Genomic DNA, 1,759 nt, shown 5'->3' on the forward strand with positions numbered 1-1,759 from the left:
GTTTCTGGTCGTCGCCGACCTGCAGGGCAAGGCACAGAATGCGCGCATCACGGCGGCAGCGGCGATCGGCGAGGACGATGTCCGTGTCGCGTTGGCGGACAGGAGCGAGGCGCGCCGTGAAACGAGCTTCGATCGGGACAAGCGCGCCGTGCGTGTACGTGAAACCGTGCGCCTTGGCGCCATCACGCTCGCCGAGCGCATGCTGCCGCCGCCAACGGGGGCCGACGCCGACCGCGCCGTCCTCGATGCCGTGCGCCAGCACGGGCTGTCGCTGCTGACCTGGAGCAAGGAGGCGCAAACGCTGCGCCAGCGGCTTGGCTGGCTGCATCGCGGCCTGGGCGCGCCATGGCCCGATATGGCGGATGACGCCCTCGTCGAGCGCCTCGACGACTGGCTGCTGCCTTACCTCGCCGGCGCGGCATCGTTTGCCGCCATCGATGCAGGCGTTGTCTCGGCCGGGCTGGCCAGCCTCGTGCCGCATGATCTGCAGCGCAGGATCGATACGCTGGCGCCGACCCATTTCGACGCTCCGTCCGGCAGCCATGTGCCTATCCGCTATGACGGCGAATGGCCGGTGCTGGCGATTCGCGTACAGGAGCTGTTCGGCCTCGACCGCCATCCTTCGATCGCCAATGGCACTGTGCCGCTGACGCTCGAACTCCTGTCGCCGGCGCACCGGCCGATCCAGACGACGCGCGACCTGCCCGGCTTCTGGCGCGGCTCCTGGACCGACGTGCGCGCCGACATGCGCGGCCGCTATCCCAAGCATGTCTGGCCGGAAAACCCGCTGCTCGCCGCCGCCACCGCCCGGGCCAAGCCGCGCGGGACCTAGCCTTTGGAGCTTCGCGGCTGTAATTCATGGCCATGATCAACGTTTTGCGTTCGCCCGATTTCCAGCAGAGCCAGAGACTGCGCCTCAACACGCTAATCCGGTTGCGATGGCTTGCCATTGTCGGTCAGAGCCTGGCGGTGCTCGTCGTCGCCTATGGGCTGAAGTTTCCGCTGCCGGTCAGCCTCTGCTTTGCCCTGATCGCCTGTTCGGCCTGGATGAACCTGTTTCTCGCCTTTCGCTTTCCGGCGGCACACCGGCTCACGCCGCTTGCGGCCTTCGGCATCCTCATCTTCGACAGCCTGCAGCTTGCCGGCCTGCTCTACATGACCGGCGGCCTCACCAATCCGTTCTCGCTGCTGATGACCGTGCCTGTCGTCATTTCGGCGACATCGCTGCCCCTGCGCCTGACTGCCATCCTCGGCGGGCTGGTCATGTCGGCGGCGACCTTTCTGGTCTTTGTCCATCTGCCGCTGCCCTGGCATGAGGATGCGCCGCTGGCCATGCCTTTTCTCTATGTCGCCGGCATGTGGATGGCGGTGCTGTCCTCGATCGCCTTCACCGCCATATATGCTTTTCGGGTGGCAGCCGAAGCCCGGCTTCTGGCCAATGCGCTCGCCGCAACAGAGCTGGTGCTGCAGCGCGAGCAACACCTTTCGGCGCTCGACGGGCTGGCCGCCGCGGCCGCGCACGAGCTCGGCACGCCGCTCGCCACCATCGCGCTTGTCGCCAAGGAGATGGAAAAGGCGCTCGGCAAGGATCCGAAATATGGGGAAGACGTGACGCTGTTGCGTTCGCAGAGCGAGCGTTGCCGCGAGATTCTCAAGCGGCTGACCAGCCTGTCCTCGGAGGGTGAGGCGCATCTTTCGCGGCTGCCATTGACATCGCTGGTCGAGGAGGTCACCGCGCCGCACCGGGACTTCGGCATCT

At 66.6% G+C, this 1,759-nt stretch carries 2 protein-coding genes; both read left to right on the forward strand.

Translation table 11 applies throughout. The features are described 5' to 3' along the window. The coding region (locus EN879_RS34665) for an ATP-dependent helicase C-terminal domain-containing protein (protein ID WP_164774788.1) at window positions 1-832 on the forward strand (832 nt) is incomplete at its 5' end. Window positions 833-858: 26 nt separating this feature from the next. Beyond that, on the forward strand, window positions 859-1,759 hold a 901-nt coding region (locus tag EN879_RS34670), incomplete at its 3' end, for an ActS/PrrB/RegB family redox-sensitive histidine kinase (RefSeq protein ID WP_127274652.1).

Source organism: Mesorhizobium sp. M7A.F.Ca.AU.002.02.1.1, assembly GCF_003998535.1.
GTDB lineage: Bacteria > Pseudomonadota > Alphaproteobacteria > Rhizobiales > Rhizobiaceae > Mesorhizobium > Mesorhizobium ciceri.